Origin of the sequence: Streptomyces sp. NPDC023838 (genome assembly GCF_040639555.1) — a bacterium.
Lineage (GTDB): Bacteria > Actinomycetota > Actinomycetes > Streptomycetales > Streptomycetaceae > Streptomyces.
The window spans coordinates 1-4166 of sequence record NZ_JBFAAD010000078.1 but is presented as its reverse complement, the minus strand read 5'-3'; the positions used below and the strand labels follow the sequence as shown (position 1 = coordinate 4166).

At 66.2% G+C, this 4166-nt stretch carries 4 protein-coding genes and 2 pseudogenes; all 6 read left to right on the top strand.

Annotated features, from left to right (window positions below; translation table 11 throughout):
• Positions 1-336 precede the first annotated feature (336 nt).
• The 6 genes and pseudogenes from AB0G17_RS37280 (at position 337) to AB0G17_RS37255 (ending at position 4118) form a co-directional block, all read left to right on the top strand.
• Complete coding sequence (locus tag AB0G17_RS37280) at positions 337-597, top strand: hypothetical protein (protein ID WP_361392720.1); 261 nt, start codon at positions 337-339, stop codon at positions 595-597.
• Positions 594-806: pseudogene (locus tag AB0G17_RS37275) on the top strand (IS3 family transposase); the annotation flags it as partial. The gene AB0G17_RS37280 and the pseudogene AB0G17_RS37275, both read left to right, overlap by 4 nt.
• A gap of 56 nt (positions 807-862) precedes the next feature.
• A complete protein-coding gene (locus AB0G17_RS37270; RefSeq protein WP_361392717.1) occupies positions 863-1546 on the top strand; it encodes a DDE-type integrase/transposase/recombinase in 684 nt (227 codons plus the stop codon).
• A 132-nt stretch (positions 1547-1678) separates the two neighbouring features.
• Positions 1679-1906 (top strand): hypothetical protein, encoded by a 228-nt coding sequence (locus tag AB0G17_RS37265; protein WP_361392715.1) that lies wholly within the window; start codon positions 1679-1681, stop codon positions 1904-1906.
• Between the two features lie 1071 nt (positions 1907-2977).
• Positions 2978-3438 (top strand): annotated as a pseudogene (locus tag AB0G17_RS37260) (IS1380 family transposase); the annotation flags it as partial.
• A 404-nt stretch (positions 3439-3842) separates the two neighbouring features.
• Positions 3843-4118 (top strand): hypothetical protein, encoded by a 276-nt coding sequence (locus tag AB0G17_RS37255; RefSeq protein WP_361392712.1) that lies wholly within the window; start codon positions 3843-3845, stop codon positions 4116-4118.
• The last annotated feature ends 48 nt before the right edge of the window (positions 4119-4166 follow it).

Below are 4166 nucleotides of genomic sequence, written 5' to 3'. Positions count from 1 at the left end.
CCCCGCCGCCGGCATCAGACCAGCCTTCCACCGACGCACCTGCTTCCTCGCCTACGACAGAGTCGGCCAAATGAACGGCCCCGTCTCACATTCAGTGGTAACGGAAAGTGCCGCAATCCAAGAAGAACGCGATGGCGCAGGAGGGTGAACCCTGCTCGTCCCCGTATCTGACGCACGACCCGTTGACACGCTGATACTGGATCTTGATTGATCCGGAGGAAGCGAGAAGACCACCGATGGCTCTGAAGGACTATTCGGACGAGTTCAAGGCCGATGCCGTGGCCCTGTACGAGTCCACACCCAGGGCGAGGTACAAGAGCATCGCCGCTGACCTGGGTGTCGACCGACCTGGGTGTCAACCGGGCTACCCTGCGCGAGTGGGTGCTGCGGGACCGCGAACGCCGTGGCGTCACCGCCGGGGGTGCGAAGCCGGCCGTCGGCCCCCGGGCGGCGGTGCCGCCCGCTGATCCGGACGAGCGGGTCCGACAGCTGGAGGCCCGGGTGGCGGATCTCGAGGCCAGTGAGCGCAAGCTCGCCACCGAGCGGGACATCCTCCGCAAGGCGGCCAGGTATGTCGCCGGAGAGACGAACTGGTGATCAGCCGCTTCCAGTTCGTTGACGACCACCGGCCCACCTACGAGGTGAAGCGGCTCTGCCAGCTCCTGGACGTCAACCGGTCCAGCTACTACAGGTGGCTCGCCGGAGCCGAGACCCGGGCCGCCCGGCAACGCGAGGACCGGATCCTGGCCGAGGAGATCCGCGAGGTCCACGGCGAGTCCGGCGGCGCCTACGGGTCCGCGCGCGTGACCGCCGAGCTCCGCGACAAAGGGCGGCGGGTCAACGAGAAACGGGTCGCCCGGACATGCGGACGTACTCCATCACCGGCATCCGCCTGCGCAGACGCGTCCGCACCACCCTCCCCGACCCATCGACCGCACCGGTTGAAGACCTGTTCCAGCGGGACTTCACCGCCCCTGAGCCGGGGCGGAAGTACATGGGCGACATCACGTATCTCCCGCTCGCAGGCGGGGAGTTCCTCTGGCTCGCGACCGTGCTGGACTGCTTCAGCCGCAAGATCGTGGGCTGGTCCATCGCCGACCACATGCGCACCAGCCTGGTCGCCGACGCACTGCGGATGGCCGCCTCGACCCACGGCAGCCTTCACGGATCGGTATTCCACTCAGACCACGGAGCCCAGTACGGATCTGGGGCCGACGCCGAGCTCTGCGACCAGCTCGGGGCAACCCGTTCGATGGGCGCGGTCGGCACCAGCGCCGACAACGCGGCCTGCGAAAGCTTTCACGCCTCCCTGAAACGCGAGACCCCGAACACCCCAGCCGCCTGCCCGTACGCGCGCACCGTCCCGGACTCCAACGCGGCCACCCACCACCCGCAGCCGCACCCCAGCCGGCCTCAGCCGATGCACATCCTCGACCGCGGTCACACCTCACCAGCGACCGGGCAACCCAGCAGTCCCGGCCCGATACTTCAGCAGTCCGTGACGACTGATCTCCTTTTCACACTGCACACCAGTATCGTGAAATGACATATGGAGACTGAATGGATGAACCCTGCCGCCACAGCTGCTGTAAATTGGTTTTCTTGGTTTGGCGGCTGCTATAAATGAAATCTCCAGGCGGGAGCAATCCGCCTGCAGCGCATGAGGAAAGGAAGCAAAATGTCTGCCGTTAACTTTGAGGAGATCAACAACCTCGCGGGCGAACTGCTGCCCGAGCGGGCCGTGCTCTCCGCCTTTGGCGGCGGCGGCTACGGCGGCGGCGACGGCGGCGCAACCGTCGTGTCGAGCTGCGCGACCCAGAGCACCTCTCCGGCGCTTGTCGCCGGCCTGCCGGTCGGCACGCAGCAGATCACCCAGATCTGCACCCCCTCGACGGTGGCCCACTGAGGTAACCCCTTGGTGACAGACGTTCACCATCGGTCGGGGAAGGGCTGACGATCTCGTCGGCGCTTCCCCGACTTTCGTATGGAGCCCAGCGACGTGTGCTTCTGCCGAACCTTGCACATCGTTCCGAGGGCGCGGCCACCGCTGTTGTCACGGGTCTCCGTCCTGGGAATGACAGGAGGCCAGTCACGTGTTGCGAGCACGGCTGAGGTGAGGGCTCCACTCCCGAATTCCAAAGGAGTGTGACCACGTGAGCCTGCCACGCTGCCCGCTCGGCGGGAAGGCAAAGTTCCCGAGCGAGGATGTAGCTCGCAAATGGCTGGCGAAACAGCCATTGCTCGAAAATATGCCCCCAGCCGATCGCATCTATCTATGCCCCCACTGCCGATATTGGCACCTCACGGGATCGCACCGTTGGACGAGTCGGGCCATTCTGGAGCGACGCAATTATGGGCGGCGAGCGATCAATCCCATGCGAAAGAAACAAAGGTCCGGCTGAGTATGCGGCAGCCGTTCTCCACTCGCCCGGGCACGTCTGGGAGACGACCCTGAGGATGGGCATCGCCAGGAGAGTTTCGCCGGACAACGGCCACCGACGCCTCCCTTCGCAGGCGATCGTCTCCCACAAGACCATGCTCCGGACAACGGTGGGTGCACCGGAGGCGGTAGATCAACCCATGGACCCGGAGACCTCAGTCGGCTTCGCGGACCCCTCCACCGCCGGCCGCTGACGCCCCATGCCGATCGCCCCGGTGCGAGCGGTCGGCGAGCCGGAGGAGCACGGGTGCCCCGGTTGTTCCGAAGCCGCCGCCCCAGGACCCTGCCGTCCGTGCGGTGACCGCGCTGAGGAAGTCGTTGCCGTCGAAACCTCGTCCCACAGCACCACCATGTCCGGCGTCACGAGGTGCAAGCAGGTGCCGGGCATAGCCGGTCTCGCCTTTGGCTGTGAGGCCGAACACCGCTCCGAGCACGGCCCGGGTCCCGCTCTCAGAGGGCAGAACGACAGGGCAAGTTGTCTTGGTCGACTGCCCGTACCCACGGGACCCCGTTGCCTCCCTCTCCCCCTGTTGAAGATCCGCCGCCCGCCTCGCCCTCGCTCAACTGCCCAGGGCGTACCGGCGGGGACGGCAGACGCTGATCCGCTGCGACTCCGGCGCAGGCACCCCTGAGTTCGTGGCCTGGCTCTCCCAGCGCGGACGCCGGCTGTCCTACTCGGTTGGCCGGCCGTCGAGTCGAACGGCGAGGTTCGTGACGGCGCATGGCGGCCAAGTCACCGGCGATGTCTTGGAGGGGTGGCCGGATGGGATGGGGTTGATCGCCCGCTGAGAACGGCCGCATCCCGGCACCCAGTTGAGGATCACGGACGCGGACGCCATGCGGATCACCAGCTTCGCCACCAACACCCTCGGCCGGCCGATCGCCGAACTCGAGCTCCGTCACTGGCTGCTACCCCCGCGGAGGACCGCATCCGGGCCGCGCGTTCGACCGGCCTGCGGAACCTTCCCCTGCACGACACCGCGCAGACCAAGGTCTGGACCCCTGAGATCACCACTGCCCTCGAATGGCTCGCACTCCTGCCGAACCCCGGCTGAGCCGCAATTCACCGGCCCCTACAAGAAGAGCACCCGGTCCGGAGCAGCGGAACCCGGCGTTCACCCGAGACGGCACCCGGGCCGTCGGCCATGCCCGCCCTTGGCCACCGATAACGAATAGGCCGCCGATCCCGTCGGCGGCCCACCACGAAGGATCGAGGTAGCGACCAATGATTCATCTGATGAGTAGTCCATTCGGCACATACTCCAAGAATGGATGATACGAATAGCCGCAGAGCCGAATAAGTGAATTCAGCCGCTGAATTGATTGCGGTGCTTTACTGCTGGTACAAGTACAAATGACCAAGCGCGGCAGTCAGCTGCAGCGCATGATGAAAGGAAGCAAAATGTCTGCCGTTAACTTTGAGGAGCTCAACAACCTCACGGGCGAACTGCTGCCCGAGCGGGCCGTGCTCTCCGCCTTCGGCGGAGGTTACGACGGCGGCCACGACGGCGGTTACGGCGGCGGCCACGGCGGCAGCCACCACGGCGGCGGCCACGACGGCGCCACTGTCGTGTCGAGCTGCGCGGTCCAGAGCACCTCCCCGGCGGTCGTCCTGGGCCTGCCGGTCGGCACGCAGCAGATCACCCAGATCTGCACCCCGTCGACGGTGACCCACTGAGGTAACCCCTTGGTGACAGACGTTCACCATCGGTCGGGGAAGGGCTGA